The organism is Ruminococcus sp. RTP21358st1_G6_RTP21358_211008 (assembly GCF_040908885.1).
In the GTDB taxonomy this organism is placed as follows: domain Bacteria; phylum Bacillota; class Clostridia; order Lachnospirales; family Lachnospiraceae; genus Blautia_A; species Blautia_A faecis.
This window is the reverse complement of the sequence record NZ_JBDGDM010000041.1, coordinates 1-14,052: the sequence shown is the minus strand read 5'-3', so window position 1 is coordinate 14,052 and position 14,052 is coordinate 1. Positions and strand designations below refer to the sequence as shown.

Here is a 14,052-nt window from a genome sequence, read left to right as displayed (position 1 = left end):
ACTCCCGATTTTACTTTGTGACTATGACTTTTCCTTCCGAATCCAGAAGAGGTGTAATACTGGCTCCATATCCGGACTTCCAACAAAGGTAATTAACTCCCGTCTCTTTATCTACAAGAATTTGGCGAACTCCTTCATCCTTAAGCCCACCTCCATCTCTAAATATAACTTCAAATCTTTTTTCTTTCTTTGCCATGTTTATTCCTCCTTTTTTCAAGCGTTAAATCCCGATTTCCTTGATTCTGCAAACTTTATCGTCTTGTTCCATTCTTATCAAAATTCTTTTTTAATGCTATTTCTGTTGGGAGAATAGACCCAATTAAAGGAATAAGTTGAACACCACAGATAATTCCTCCCATACTCCCAACACAATCTTCATTTTTTCCGATTACTAAAAGCATGAATATTACTGTTATTGGCAACATAACCATTCCACAGACATACCAGACTTTACCACAATATTTATGAGCAAATTCCCATGTGTCTTTATTCTTCATAGACATCGAAGTTCGATATCCAAATACTGAATTTATTTCCTTTGGAGCCTTTTTCATAAAATATCTTCCAAAACCAATCATCGTAAATGGAAGAAGCAAATCCATAATCAACATAAAAATCCAAAACTCCATTGTAAATCTCCTTTACTATATTTCGTTTTTATTCTTTTTTGTGAAATTCTTTCAAATTTAATTCACGTTTCAATTCTTCCTCTGACGGCAGATAGGTGAAATATTTCGATGCAAATATCTGGTGATTATCTTCAGGAAGCGTATATTTTACAATAGAATCTCCCTTATCTGCACAAAGTACAATCCCAATAGGCTGCGTATCTCCTTCATTCATCATTTCACGAGTATAGTAATTCACATACATCTGCATTTTTCCTAGATCCTGATGGGTCAGTTTACCCATTTTCAAGTCAATGAGAACGAAACATTTTAAAATATAGTTGTAAAATACCAGATCAATAAAAAAGTCCTGTCCATCCAATGTAAATCTTTTCTGACGTGCTACAAATGAAAATCCTCTTCCAAGTTCCAAAAGGAAATGTTGAAGATGATCAATCAATGCCTGTTCCAAATCTCCTTCATATACATGTGTGTCAGGCTGAATCTGCAGAAATTCCATAACATAAGGATCTTTCACTATTTTCTCATATTCTGGTTTTGGCTCTGTTGTTTGAATTTCATTTGCAACCGCTATCTTATCCTGGCTTGCTAAAATACGCTGCTAATACATCGTATTGATCTGCCGTTCCAGTTGACGAACACTCCATGCTGCTTTTGCACATTCTTCCATATAAAATCTTCTTGCCTGTTCATCATTTATACGCATCAAGACACGATAATGTGACCAGCTCAATTCAGGACACAGTGTGTCTCGAATTGGAAAAGTGCAATAAAACTGCCTCATCTTACGAAGATTCGATTTATCAAAGCCTTTTCCAAACTCTGCGGTCAGCTGCTCAGAAAGATATTCCAATAATTTCTTTCCGTATTCTGCACGATCATTTTCTCCACATGCTTTAAAAATCTGTTCTCCAATTTTCCAATAAGTTGTTACCATAGCAGAATTTACCGCTGTGCTTAAACGATGTTGTGCCGACACAATAGAATTACGAATAGAATGATAAGTCTGTTCTGCATTTTGATTTTTTTGTAAATTATAATCCATGCTCTTTACTCCTCTGAATTTCTAAAATAGAACTTACTGTTCTTCTATTGATTCAATATTTTCAATCCGCATCAGCTTAACTACCTGCTTATCTTTTTTCTCTGTATAGCAAATTTTTATCCATTCATCATCTGCGTCTATTATCTTGCAGGATAATTCAGTTTTTCCCGCAAAACTAAAAATGAACTCTGATCTGATAATACATTGTTTTCCTACAAGATCATTAATCAGCTTTGACATATATGCCACTCCTCTCTGCTTTTTCTCCAATCGTTTTACTTTCGTTTCTAAACGCTTTACTTTTCCCGGATACGCCGAATAACAAAGTAACAGCAACAATGCTACAATTCCAAACCATTCCATATTATTCTCCTTAGCAAACTTAACGCTAGCATGGCATTTCTTTTGCTATATATAATATAACCTATCCAACACAGTCTTTCAATTTCTTTGCACAGCACCTACCTCTTCTCATAAATATTTTTGTTTTCCCTGAACTCTTTGTTTCTATCGTTGCAATAACTTTCTCCGCTGGGTATAATAAAAAAGAACTTTCTACAACCTCAAAGGAGGGATTTCTATGATAGAACAGCTCATTGCTGAAGCAACCGAATGTGATTTCAAAGTTGCACTTGAAATAAAGAAACCCAAAAGCTAGTTAAAAAGTGTCAGTTCCTTTTCTAATGGAATCGGCGGAACTCTGTTTTTCGGAATCTCTGATGACAGGAAACCTATTGGCTTGTCCGATGTTCAAAAGGATGCTGAGGCGATCAGCCGCTTAATCAAAGAACGAATCACACCATTACCTCAGTTTATCTTAAAACCATTACAGGAAGATGGTAAAAATCTATTAGCTCTGGAGGTTTCTCCCGGCCGCAGCACCCCATATTATTACAAGGCAGACGGCGTGATGGAAGCATATATCCGTGTTGGAAATGAAAGCGTAATTGCCCCTGATTACATTGTGAATGAATTAATCTTAAAGGGAACCAATCAGTCCTTTGATACCCTAACAACAGACGCGGTAAAAAAGGATTACAGCTTTACACTTCTGGAAGCAACCTATCTGGAACGAACCGGCCTCCGCTTCGAGCCATCCGATTATGTCTCCTTCGGTTTGGCTGACAAAAATGGGTTCTTGACCAATGCCGGAAAGCTCATGACCGATCAGCACACAGTTTATAACTCCCGTATGTTCTGTACCCGGTGGAATGGCTTGGAAAAAGGCTCTATCTTTGATGATGCGCTGGACGATAAAGAATACGAAGGGAATCTGATTTATCTACTGAAAAGCGGCAGTGAATTTATTCGCAATAATTCCAAAGTCCGTTTTGTCAAAGAGGCACAGTATCGTGTAGACAAGCCGGATTATGCTGAACGAGCTGTGACAGAGGCTCTTGTCAATGCGCTTATCCATCGTGATTATATTGTGCTTGGCAGCGAAATCCATATTGATATGTTTGATGATCGGGTGGAAATCACATCTCCTGGCGGTATGTTTGGCGGCGGCTCAATTCAGGAATACGATATTTACAGTATTCGTTCCATGCGACGAAACCCTGTGATTGCTGACCTGTTCCACCGCATGAAGTACATGGAACGCCGTGGAAGTGGTCTGCGCAAAATCGTCAGTGAAACCGAAAAGCTGCCTGGATACACAGAGGCATATAAGCCCGAATTTTCCTCAACAGCGACAGATTTCAGAGTCATCTTGAAAAATGTAAACTACAACTTAGAGGGTGATACCCACCAAGTTACCCACCAAGATATTGAACTATCAACGATGTCCAAACAGATTTTGGCTTTTTGCACAACACCAAAATCCAAGAAAGAGCTTGCAGTATTTTGCGGCTTCAAAGATTTAAGAAACTTCACTTTGAAGCATATCAATCCGCTTTTAGAATCCGGGCAATTAGAAATGACTATTCCCGATAAACCTAAAAGTCGCAATCAAAAATATATTACAGTTCGTTCCGAATAAATTATACAAAAAATTACCGCTTACATTCTCTGTAAACGGTAATTTTTATTATATCAGACCTCAGTATCCTTGGCAAACATCTGTATCCTACCCGCCATTATTTTGCTGTCAGTTTTGCATATTCTGTTTTCGCATTTTCCCATGCGTCTTTGAAATACTCCGTTACTTCATCATAGCCAAGTTCTTTTAACTGTTTCTGAATCGCTTCGTATTTCTGATCGTACGCATCCTGTGTATCAGACATTACCATATCCGGAACTGCCTGCTGCAAGTAATCTGCAATTTTTGTCATGCTTCTCTGAACGGCAGTAGGATTCTCTGCCGGCATCAAGTTAATATATCCTTCATAGATAGTAGACTGATTTTTTCTGTTTGTACTTACCTCAATCGGAGTCTCTGCATTATAATACGCACAATAATCCTTGTCTGCATCTGTCATATGTTCCTTCACATAATCATTATTTAATCTCAGATCAATGTACTGCCCTTCATTTGCTGCACTGATCGCATAGGAATCGTAATCCTGCCCAATCATGGACAGATAGCGGTTTGCTCCCTGTTCCAACAGATAATCCGGGGTCTCTTTCATTTTTTCAATACAGTCATCCGTAAACACCGCAACACCATTTTCGTCATAATCCCAGGTAACACCTTTAGGCCCGTTCATAATAGTACGTGCACCATCTTCTGAGAAAATAAAATTCAGTAAGCGCATGATGCCTTTCATCTTTGTCTCATCACATTTTGAGGAAACCACATACGTTCTTGCTGACATTCCAAACTCTGATGCTCTGGACACCCATGCTGGAAATTCTTCTGTGTCTGCCCATGGAATATCTACTACTTTATCTTCTCCTGTTTTGTTCAACTCTGCATTCAGTGTGTCCCAATCCCACTCCATAGAACTGAACAATATCTGTCCTTCATTGATTTTCTGCGTATAATTCTCATTTTTCTGTGTATATGTTTCCGGATCCAGCAGTCCCATCTGGTTGGCTTTAAAATACATTTCCGACGTAATCCAGTACATATGATTTTCATCATACAGATCTATATATTCAAGATCAGGTATACTAAATGATGCTACATCATTAATTCCATATTGTCCCATATATTTCCAGATTACCGGATCTGATAAAGCATGATTTAATCCCCAGTCATTAAATCTGGAAATACCATATGTTTTCTTACCGGATTCTGTTTCCGGATGATTCGTCTGGATCGTCTTTAAAAGATTCAGAAAATCATCAACCGACTGAATCTCCGGACTTCCTGCTTCTTTGTACCAGTCCCATCGGATAAAGTTTCCATATCTGGAAGTAGCCAGCGCCGAAGGCTCTGATTTTCCTCTTGCAAAAATTGCATAAACTTTCTCATTCCCTGCACTCATATACTCCTTACTATACTCAAGCATACCGGAAAAATTCTCTGTTAGATCTGGCGCATATTCCATATAATCATCCAGATTCTGCAACGCGCCGGCCTGAATCAACGGTGTGATATACTTGGCATCCATACGGTTCAGATCATACAAATCTCCACTAGCCGCCATAGCCTGTGCCTTTTCATTGCTGTATAAAACCACATTCAGCGTAACACCCGTCTGCTCTTTAATATACTGTGCAACCGGATCCTCCTGAATTCCCGCTGTCATCGGATTTTCTCCTGCGCTGTCGATAAAAATATCCAGTGTTACCTCTTCCACTCCATCTGTCTGCGCATCTGTATTATTTTCCTGCGTGCTCTGTCCGGAATCACCTGTCGAACTGCTGCTTTCTTCTCCTGTCCCTCCGCACGCCATCATATGTAACGCAAGAATGGCTGCTCCTGCCGTTGCCACGATCCGTTTTCTTCTGTTTTTCCGTTTCATATTATTTCCTCCTGTTCTTTCTTTTCTTACCCTTTTACCGCTCCAATCATAATTCCATTGATAAAATATTTCTGCATAAATGGATAGACTGCCAAAATTGGTATTGTGACTACCATCGTAATCGTCATTCTTAACGTAAATGGACTGATCGCAGCACCCGAAACTGCTCCTGCACCTCCTGTCCTGGCCATATTCGCTATATTGGTGGCCTGATTCAGATACTCCAATAAAGTCATCTGCAACGTTTTCAGATCTATATCATTTACAAGCAATAAGTTATCTGTCCAGGAATTCCATTGTCCTACTGCTGTAAACACAACAATAGCTGCCAGAACCGGCTTGCTGATCGGGATAATAATTTTACAAAAAATTGTAAAATATCCCGCTCCATCTATCATTGCCGATTCTTCAATTCCACTTGCGATAGATTCCATATAGGTTTTAATCAGAATCATACTGTAAGCCGAAACGGCTGTCGGCAAAATATACACCAGAAAATTATCTTTCAATCCGATACTGCGCATTGTCAGATACCACGGGATTAATCCTGCATTGATATACATGGAAATAATTGCAATAGAATAAAAGAATTTTCTGAACGGCAGTTCTTTTTTTGTTAACGTATATGCCAGAATACTTGTAAAATACAACGTTACCGCAGTCCCGACCACCGTCCTTGCAACCGATACAAAAAATGCACGGAGAATCCCATTCAGTTCAAAAATCTGCTTATAATTTTTCAATGTAGGTTCCAGTGGATACCAGGTAATGGTACTTTTCTGCACGGCATCCGGACTGCTGATCGATGCAATAAAGATATAGTAAAACGGATAAATGCAACTAAGTACTATGATGGAGAAAAGAACAATCATACAGACCTGAAAGACAACCTCCTTTGGCTGTATCTTCTTTTTGTTTCTCATCTTCTCATCCTCCTTTCTGTCTGTTACAAGATGGACTGTCCGAGTGTTTTTTTCGACAGTTTATTGACACCAAATACAAGCCCGACACTGATAAAAGTTTTCACCATACTGACCGCTGTTGATGCCGGAATATCATTGTTCAACATCCCGATCCGGTAAACATAGTAGTCTAATACTTCCATTTTTTCCTGGATCATCGGATTGACAAAGACATAATATTGTTCAAATCCGTTATTTAAAATTGCTCCGATTGATATGATCAGTAACGTAATCAGCGTTGGAAGCATGCCAGGTATTGTGATATGTAACATTTTTTTCCATCTTCCAGCCCCATCTACCGCTGCCGCATCATACAACTGGGAATCTATTCCAGTGATTGCCGCAAAGAAAATGATGGAGTTATAACCTACTGTTTTCCATATATTTGTTAAAATCATGAATAACTTTGCCGTATTGGGATTTGTCAGAAGCGTTGTAGTTGCTTCCGTTTCTCCGGTGATCCCCCGAATGACAGTCGTAAGTAATCCATCATTGGAAAACAGAGAAAACATAATTGAATAAATAATGATCCAGCTGATAAAGTTTGGAATCGTAATGGCTGTCTGCACTGTTTTTTTGAACATTCTTCCGCGTACTTCTGACAACAGAATAGCTATCATTCCTGCAAGCGGAAGTCCGAGAAGTCCTGCCAGACTGATAATCAACGTATTTCCGATTACCTTCAGTATATATGGGTCTCCGAATACATATCGGAAATTATCCAGTCCCACAAATTCACAGGTCGATAATTTGTAACCGATCCGGTAATCAAAAAAAGAATAAATCCATCCTGAAATTGGCAAATAGGAAAACACAATAATAAACAAAATTGACGGAACCGTCATCAGTAACAACGTTTTTTGTCCTCTAGTCATGTGTGTGTTTTTGTATCTCCCTGTTGTACTTTTACTACTCATATTACCCCTCCCTTTCTCTGTTTTGTTTTCCTGTTCTGCTTTTATTATCACATATTATCTTTTTTACTGCCATTTCAAAAATCATACATGAGATTACAAAAATTTTATTGTTTTATGCGATTATTTTTATAATTCATCCTATCTTTTTTATAATTTCAAACGATTGACGTAATTATCAATACTGAATATAATATAGATATACCACTTTCATCCTTTTACTCTTTAGAATCGTTTACAGGAGTGACTTTATGAGATCAACAGACAGACAATATAAGATGCACTTTATTTCAAATATCTACCGTTTTATATTTTTTCTTATTTTACTGGCCATCACAATCATTGGAATTATTACTTACTATAATTTTTCGCGTCAGAACCATACCTATAGTATCAACTATAATATGTCCGCAGTATCCGGACTGACCCATATGATTGAAGAACAGGAAGACAGTTTCATGCAGTGTATCAACAACGCTTATCTTGATTACTACTCTTATCGTGAAGGACTTTTCTTTATCTCACCGGATAGCGATGCTCCGATCATTCGCGAAAACTGCTATCGTTTTCTGAGTGAATCGTTTTCTCTGAACCAGCAGATAACGTCTATGTCCATTTATTCTGCATACGATAACCGTATCTATTCTGTGACCAAAAACGGACGATATGATTTTCCGGAAAATCAGGCCGAATTCAGCGCTATGCTTTCTACTTACCAGGATCCTTATACGCGCCTGGGCGTTATACCGTCCAAAGTATATAAGCTGCTCTGCACTTCCACCGGATACAGTTTCCTTTACTGTCTGAAAAATACAATTACTTTTCAGAACATCGGTGCTATTCAGGCGGATTACAGTGCAAAAGGGCTACAGAATTATCTTTCCACCAATTATCCCGGTGTAAAGGGGGCTTTTCTGGTTTTCGATAATGATAACAACATCCTTTTTGAAACGGATAACAAACTGAAGCCCTCAGAGAAAGAACAACTTGCAGCAACCCCTGCCAAAAGTTCTGATACAACCATAGCCTTTCATGGAGAACGATATTATATCAACACGGATAAAACGGAAGATTCTTCTATCCATGTTGTCGGTTTTATCTCTCGCGGCTCACTCTGGAATGATATCCGTTACCCAATTTTTCTGATTCTTTTGATTACGTTTACGGTTACTGTAATTACTTTAATCTGTGTGTATCTTTTTCTGAATAAAAGCACAAACCAGCTAAACAAAATTTATCTTTCTATTCTGGAAGTAAAACAGGGCAATCTGAATACCAGAATCCCTACACAACCGTTACCTAGAAATGAATTTGATGATATTTCATTCGCATTTAATGATATGTTGGAGAATCTGAACAGTTATATTGATAAAGTATATAAATCAGAGATTGAATCCCAAAAGTATCAGTTAAAGCTCCTGCAATCTCAGATTAATCCACATTTTCTTTTTAACACCCTGGAAACCATCCGTATGAACGCACTGTTGCATGGGGATTCTGAAACCACGGAAATGATCTACATTCTGTCAAAGATTCTCAGAAATTCCATCAAGGGAAACAGCATGGTTTCCGTACGGCAGGAAATTGAGAACTGTAAAAATTATCTGCGGTTGTGTGATATTCAGTACAAAAATCTTCTTCACTACAGCTTTGACATTGACAACAGACTATTGTCGGAAACGATTATCCAGCACGCACTGATCATCATGATCGAGAACTTCATTCTTCATGGTTTTGACAGTTCCCATGAGACTAATGTCATCACCATCACAGGAAAACTTCAGGACACCTTCGCCGTATTTCATGTGCGAGATAATGGATTCGGGATCACAAAGGAAGATCTCCATACGCTAAGACAGTCTTTTACCGAAAAATCGCTGGATCATATTGAACGTATCGGTTTAAAAAATATTTATCAGAGAGCACAGCTTTTATATGGACCCGAAAGCAATTTAGAGGTTTTATCGACCCCAGGGGAAGGCACGGAAATCATATTTATATTTCCAGTAAAAGTTTCTCAGAACTAGCAGGGAGGAATTGTTATGCTACATGTAATTCTTATAGACGATGAACCATTAATCCGCAACGGTTTGCAGAAAATGTTTTCCTGGGAGGACTTTCATATGGAAATATCTGCGGTTTTCCCAAACGGAAGTCTTGCATTCGAATATATTCAGACGCATCCTGTCGATCTTGTGATCACGGATATCAAAATGCCCGTTATGACCGGGATAGACTTTATGACAGCCTGCAGAAATCACGGCATAAAAACCAAATTCATTGTTCTGAGCGGTTTTTCTGACTTTGCTTACGTAAAAAGTGCCGCACAGATCGGTATTGAAAACTATTTGTTAAAACCAATTGATCATCAGGAAATGTCCCGCACACTTCGCCAGGTACAAAAGAAGATTGAGGCGGAACAGCGAAATAAAATATTTGTCGATGAAGGAATTCGGATTTTTAAAAACAATCTGCTGTTTCGACTGATCACCGGAAAAATTTCTGTGGAAGATCTGCAGGAACGTCAGGATTATGTAGATCTTCCCCTTGAAAACTGTAATTACCAGATTGCTGTCATCAAGTTTTCTGCTGCCACCATGGATTCCGCACAATTGCAGGGCAAACCGCCTCTGAATTCTGTGATTCACCATTTATCCTGTTATCCGGATATCTTTCCGATTACGGACTACACCGTGCGTTTTTTGTATCTTCTCTTTTGTAATTACGATGGACAGAAAAAACGGATAAATCCCTGCCTTTCCAGGCTTTCCCAGTACCTGTCCGTCACGTCCGACTTCCGTATCTCCATCGCGGTCGGAAAACTGGTAACCACTGTTGACGAGATTGTTGGCAGCTATCGTTCCGCTTTTCTTTTGATCAACACGGCTACTGTCTGTGAATCTGCGGATGAGATCCGCTGGTCGGAAGATCTGGAAAAGAACCATGCATTTATGCTCCCACATATTGAAATCGATCAGCTGGTTCATCTAAATGAAAAATGTCTGTATAAAAGCGAAGATTCGATTCAGGAAATCATTGCAGATGTTCTGTACAACAACCGCTTTATTCCACTGGAAGGACTGCAGATGCTTGCTGTCATGACTCTTTCAAAAGTATATGAAAATTACCTTGATTCCAAAGCAGACTCTGCTCCTTCCAAGACCGATATTCATGACCTGATCAATCCACTGGCCGATTGCACAGACTATCGTTCCATTCGCGATCAGACTTTTGCCATTATTCACACCATTTTCTTGTGCCAGCAAAATAACGGGGAATTTACTACCGGTGCTTCCTGTAAAATGATTCTGCGTTTTCTGGAATCCCACTACGCCGAAGACATTAATCTTAAAACGATCGCTGACCGTTTTCACGTAAATGCATTGTATCTTGGGCGAAAAATCAAAGCAGACACCGGATATACTTTTAACGATTATATCAATCAGTTACGTTTGAAAAATGCCGCAGAGCTCTTGCAAAACACCAGTCTTTCTGCGAAACAGATTGCCAAGCGGGTGGGTTACAGCAATGATAAATATTTCAGTATTCAGTTTAAAAAATATCAGAATATGACTCCAGGAGAGTTCAGAAAAAAATATACACAAATCAATTCATTTTAGGAGGTACTATGGAAACAAGAATTCACGAAGCCCTGAACGAAACTTATCAAAACTACATCCTGCCTTTTTTCTGGCAGCATGGCGAAACCGAAACAGTACTCAGAACGTACATGAAGACCATCCAGGATATGGGAATTCAGGCTGTTTGTCTGGAATCCCGTCCACATCCTGACTTCGCAGGCCCCGGCTGGTGGCACGATCTGGATATTATCCTTGATGAGGCAAAACAGCGGAATATGAAAGTATGGATTCTGGATGACAGTCATTTTCCTACCGGCTACGCAAACGGTGGAATGAAAAAAGTGGGAAAAGAACTGCAAAAGTGCTCAGTCTATCATCTCTGTGTAGATCTTGTCGGTCCGGCTCGAACCTACGTGGATGTAAATGCATTGCTGGGTGAATTTTCCTCTGGATTTCCACTCCCTGAAAACCATCCTCTCGCAAAGGAAAAAGAACTTCTTACAGCTGTTTTGTATCGACGAAAAGATGAGGTATCCGATGATCTGACCAATGAGTGTATTCCCCTTACCTCATCTATTAAAAACGGTCTTTTACCGTTGGAAGTCCCTGATGGTTTCTATCGTTTATTTCTTATCTATAAATCATACCATGCAGGACTTGCCTACAACGATTACATCAATCTTCTGCAGAAAAAATCTGTAAAGGTTTTACTGGATGAAGTATATGAACCTCATTTTGCACATTATCATGAATATTTCGGTAATACCATTGCAGGATTCTTTTCAGATGAGCCTGGATTTTACAATTGTATTGATAGCTTGTTTAATTTTTCCGCGATTGTTGGCAAGACAGATATGCCTCTGCCATGGTCAGATGAACTTGAAAAACTTCTTTATGAAAAAAACATCACTCGTGAAGGTCTTGTCCGTCTCTGGTTTGATGTTTCTCCTGAAACAGATTCTCTGTTTCGTTATCAGTACATGAATCTGGTGACGGATCTGTATAAAAAGAATTTTTCCATGCAATTAGGTCAGTGGTGCCGTGCACATAATGTTGAATATATCGGACATATTATGGAAGACAATAATTCGTCTTCCCGTCTTGGTCCAAGCGCCGGACACTATTTTCGCGCTATGGCTGGCCAGGATATGGCAGGTATCGACATTGTAACCTCCCAGGTCATGCCGGGGCGTACGCATACACATACCACTCACGCCTCTGTGAATACTTATTCTGACGGAGAGTTTTATCATTATGCCCTTGCGAAACTCGCTTCCAGCGATGCCCACCTTGAACCGGCCAAGAAAGGGCGGGCTATGTGCGAACTATTTGGCAACTACGGCTGGTCAGAAGGACTGGAAATGATGAAATGGCTGACAGATTTTATGCTGATCCGCGGAATCAATATCTTCGTTCCACATGCCTTTTCCGCAAAAGATTTTCCGGATCCGGACTGCCCGCCCCACTTTTATGCCCATGGACATAATCTGCAGGCTCCATATATGAAATACTTATTTACCTATATGAACCGTATGGCACATATTCTGAATGGTGGACGAAGTTGTTCACAAGTAGGTATCCTTTACCACGGCGAAGCAGAATGGGCCGGTGATGCCATGCTCTTTCAGAAGCTTGGAAGGATCTGTATGGAACAGCAGGTAGATTACGATGTTATCCCGGCTGAGAAGATCAGTTATCCAGATCTTCTCTCCTGCCTCAATGATAATCAGGAACTGATACTTGGTACACTCCACTTAAAGTATCTGATCATTCCTTATGCACAGAAACTTCCAATTTCTGTTCTTCATGGGATCGCTGCACTGTCCGAACATGGTTTTCCGGTTCTTTTTATCGATGCTTTTCCGTCTGACTCCTGTGAACATGTTGATGCCACAAAGCTGCTTTCTATCATTCGTAAAAAAGCCACTTGTCTTCCACTCACTGCATTTGCTGCTTTTTTAAAGAATCAACAGCTTCCTATGGTACATATTCTCTCCGAGAAGCCTTACAAAGATTTGCGGGTTTATCAGTATCAGGGGGATGACTATCAGTGTATGATGCTTCGAAACGAATCCATCTGGCAGCCGATTCATGAAGACATAACATTTTCGTTTTTTAAACCTTCTGCGGAATATGATGTCTATCATAACTGTATATACGCACTGAAATCATCTGCTGAAAGTTATATGCTGGATCTCGAACCCGGCGAATCCCGCCTGCTTGTCTCCGGCATAGACACTACTGGAATTCGTATCAAAAAAGTGGATACTTCACTTGTAAAAGAGCGCTATAAACTCGAAACACCCGTAGCTATTTCCGTTTCAACCTACGAAGATCACGGGAGTTTTCGTCCCGTACACGGTCGGAGTTCTTTCGAAAATCTGTGCATAGAGCCAGGCTTTGAAAGCTTCCACGGTATCATACGATACGAGACAACCTTTACCATAGATTCCCCTGCAAAGAGCAATTCCGGTGTATTCCTTGTTATCGAAGGTGCCAATGAAGTCATTCAGCTCACCGTCAACCAACATACATTGTTTCCGGCCATCGGTGCACCTTATCGCTTTGATATTACCGACTATATCGTCCCCGGGAAAAATCAGCTAATTATCGACAATACCACAACTGTTTTTCCGCTGATCAAAGATGCACCTTCTGTCAATACAGGTCTTCATCCTTTGGGAATTGACGGAGCTGTCTGGTTCGAATATATCAACTAAAAACTTTTCTAAATAGAAAAAGCCGCCACTTCAAAATTAACAGTGAAGTGACGGCTCTTTCTATCGCCGGAATACGAGTTCCTGAAATGAAAAAAACACCCAGCATTTATACTGTGTGCTACATCAAATTCATATTTAATTATTCAAATTAGCTCAAACTATGCCAAACTGCCACAGCCAAAAAACGAGGGGAAGGAGGGCTGAAAAGCACCCCAAAAATCGGCTCTCGGTTAACCACTTCCCCCTCTTTTTGGCCAGTTAACCACTTGCGGACCCAATGCTAGCAATATAGTGTCAACTTAAAATCGTTATGATTCTGCTTATTTAATTTCGCTCCTTGAAAACTAAAT

Annotated in this window: 11 protein-coding genes and 1 pseudogene; 4 read left to right on the top strand and 8 right to left on the bottom strand. The window is 39.7% G+C overall.

Going from position 1 to position 14,052, the window contains the following annotated elements; all coding sequences use genetic code 11:
• Nucleotides 1-10: 10 nt before the first annotated feature.
• The 5 genes from AB5Z12_RS15130 to AB5Z12_RS15110 all read right to left on the bottom strand — a co-directional run bounded on the left by AB5Z12_RS15130 (nt 11) and on the right by AB5Z12_RS15110 (nt 2,037).
• Nucleotides 11-196, bottom strand: a complete 186-nt coding sequence (locus tag AB5Z12_RS15130; RefSeq protein ID WP_187565450.1) for a DUF6440 family protein — start codon at nt 194-196, stop codon at nt 11-13.
• A gap of 55 nt (nt 197-251) precedes the next feature.
• A complete protein-coding gene (locus AB5Z12_RS15125) occupies nt 252-629 on the bottom strand; it encodes an SdpI family protein (RefSeq protein WP_161276517.1) in 378 nt (125 codons plus the stop codon).
• A 28-nt stretch (nt 630-657) separates the two neighbouring features.
• Complete coding sequence (locus AB5Z12_RS15120; RefSeq protein WP_330608443.1) at nt 658-1,146, bottom strand: PDDEXK nuclease domain-containing protein; 489 nt, start codon at nt 1,144-1,146, stop codon at nt 658-660.
• Between the two features lie 84 nt (nt 1,147-1,230).
• The gene (locus tag AB5Z12_RS15115; RefSeq protein WP_330656033.1) at nt 1,231-1,674 is read right to left on the bottom strand and encodes a DUF1016 N-terminal domain-containing protein; all 444 of its coding nucleotides are present in this window, start codon (nt 1,672-1,674) and stop codon (nt 1,231-1,233) included.
• 33 nt (nt 1,675-1,707) lie between these two features.
• A complete protein-coding gene (locus tag AB5Z12_RS15110; RefSeq protein WP_015515227.1) occupies nt 1,708-2,037 on the bottom strand; it encodes a hypothetical protein in 330 nt (109 codons plus the stop codon).
• A gap of 217 nt (nt 2,038-2,254) precedes the next feature.
• Between AB5Z12_RS15110 and AB5Z12_RS15105 the strand changes: the two are divergent.
• A pseudogene (locus AB5Z12_RS15105) lies at nt 2,255-3,655 on the top strand (ATP-binding protein).
• Between the two features lie 97 nt (nt 3,656-3,752).
• On the opposite strand, the gene AB5Z12_RS15100 reads toward AB5Z12_RS15105, so the two are convergent.
• The 3 genes from AB5Z12_RS15100 to AB5Z12_RS15090 are packed head-to-tail and all read right to left on the bottom strand — an operon-like array spanning nt 3,753 to nt 7,404.
• On the bottom strand, nt 3,753-5,525 hold the full coding sequence (locus tag AB5Z12_RS15100) for a hypothetical protein (protein WP_368357359.1): 1,773 nt from the start codon (nt 5,523-5,525) through the stop codon (nt 3,753-3,755).
• 26 nt (nt 5,526-5,551) lie between these two features.
• Nucleotides 5,552-6,448 carry a carbohydrate ABC transporter permease gene (locus tag AB5Z12_RS15095; protein WP_195379859.1) on the bottom strand — a complete coding sequence of 299 codons (897 nt, stop codon included), beginning with the start codon at nt 6,446-6,448 and terminating at the stop codon, nt 5,552-5,554.
• Nucleotides 6,449-6,471: 23 nt separating this feature from the next.
• The gene (locus tag AB5Z12_RS15090; RefSeq protein WP_195379860.1) at nt 6,472-7,404 is read right to left on the bottom strand and encodes an ABC transporter permease subunit; all 933 of its coding nucleotides are present in this window, start codon (nt 7,402-7,404) and stop codon (nt 6,472-6,474) included.
• 248 nt (nt 7,405-7,652) lie between these two features.
• Between AB5Z12_RS15090 and AB5Z12_RS15085 the strand changes: the two genes are divergently transcribed.
• From AB5Z12_RS15085 to AB5Z12_RS15075, 3 genes are read left to right on the top strand one after another with little or no spacing between them, the layout of a single operon-like run.
• Nucleotides 7,653-9,428, top strand: coding sequence for a sensor histidine kinase (locus tag AB5Z12_RS15085; RefSeq protein WP_195379861.1), 1,776 nt, complete (start codon nt 7,653-7,655; stop codon nt 9,426-9,428).
• Nucleotides 9,429-9,443: 15 nt separating this feature from the next.
• Nucleotides 9,444-11,021, top strand: coding sequence for a response regulator (locus AB5Z12_RS15080; protein WP_195379862.1), 1,578 nt, complete (start codon nt 9,444-9,446; stop codon nt 11,019-11,021).
• 8 nt (nt 11,022-11,029) lie between these two features.
• On the top strand, nt 11,030-13,702 hold the full coding sequence (locus tag AB5Z12_RS15075; RefSeq protein ID WP_368357358.1) for a hypothetical protein: 2,673 nt from the start codon (nt 11,030-11,032) through the stop codon (nt 13,700-13,702).
• The last annotated feature ends 350 nt before the right edge of the window (nt 13,703-14,052 follow it).